1 pseudogene is annotated in these 1,436 nt (G+C 69.8%); it reads left to right on the top strand.

From position 1 onward, the window contains the following. Positions 1–774 (top strand): annotated as a pseudogene (locus HUK84_RS18090) (amidohydrolase); the annotation flags it as partial. Positions 775–1,436 lie beyond the last annotated feature (662 nt).

Below are 1,436 nucleotides of genomic sequence, written 5' to 3'. Positions count from 1 at the left end.
AATATCGGGGTCAATTACCTGCGCGAACATATGCTGCCCAGTTCGCGCATTCACTACGCCTATCAGGATGCCGGCGGGGCCGCGCCCAATGTCGTGCAGTCCCGGACCGTGATCCGCTACACCGTCCGCGCGGCCGAACTCGACGACATGCTGGCCCTGGCCCAGCGCGTGCGCCGCGTCGCCGAGGGCGCGGCGCTGATGACCGAAACCACCGTGACCTGCCAGGTCGTCAGCGGCATGGCCAACCTGCTGGGCAATCCCCCGCTCGAAGCCGCCATGCAGGCCAATCTCGAACGCCTCGGCCCGCCGCCCTTCGACGAATCCGACCGCGCCTTCGCGCGCGACATGCAGGCCACCTTCAACCCCGAGGACATCGCCGCCGCCCTGCGCCAGGTCGGCCTGCCGGCGGACACCGACCGCCCGCTCTGCGACGCCATCCTGCCCTATCCGTCGCCGGCCGGCCCGATCCTGCTGGGCTCGACCGATGTCGGCGACGTCAGTTGGGTGGTGCCCACCGTCCAGGCCCTGGGCGCCACCTGCGCCATCGGCACCACCCTGCATTCCTGGCAGATGACCGCCCAGGGCAAATCCTCCGTCGCGCACAAGGGCATGGTCCACGTCGCCAAGGTCATGGCCGCCACCGCCACCGACATCCTCTCCGACCCCGCCCTGCTGGACCGCGCCAAACGCGACCACGCGGACCGGCTGCGCCGCCAGCCTTATGTCAGTCCCATGCCCCCAGACACCCACCCCCCCATCCAAGCCCGCCCGTAAACGCGTGCTGGCGGCGATCCGACGCGGGTTTGCTGCGCTTCGCTGCTCACGGCCATCCAGGCCGCTGCGCTGCGATGCTCACAAACCCACGCCGGCCGTGCCGCTACGCGGCACTCTCGCTCACCAGCCCACGTTTCCGGGCAGGCTTCGGGCGGACCCTATCACGGCGATCCGGACGCGGGTTTTGCTGCGCTTCGCGGCTCACGGCCATCCAGGCCGCTGCGCTGCGATGCTCGCAAACCCACGCCGGCCGTGCCGCTGCGCGGCACTCTCGCTCACCAGCCCACGTTTCTGGGCAGGCTTCGGGCGGACCCTATTCACGGCTATCTCACAAACCCACGCTGGGCGCTCCACCGCGTTCCGCTCTCGCTCACCAGCCCGCGTTTCCGGGCAGGCTTGGGGTGGACCCTATTCACGGCTATTTCACAAACCCACGCTGAGCGTCCCACTGCGTTCCACTCTCGCTCACCAGCCCGTGTTTCCAGGCGGGCTTGAGGCGGACCGGTCCCTATTCACACCAGGATCCGGCCCGCCCCTGTCCCCCATTGGCCGCGCTCGGCGTTCGTCAGGGACAGTTCGGCCGCGATCCCGTCCCGGGCCGACACCACCGCCGCGTCCAGCACGGCCATCACCGCCAGGGCCTCCACCGGGCGCACCGGATT

The organism is Nguyenibacter vanlangensis, from assembly GCF_013376155.1.
Taxonomy (GTDB): Bacteria; Pseudomonadota; Alphaproteobacteria; order Acetobacterales; family Acetobacteraceae; genus Gluconacetobacter; species Gluconacetobacter vanlangensis.
Note: the sequence above shows the minus strand (reverse complement) of the source record. Positions and strands in the feature narration are given on the sequence as shown.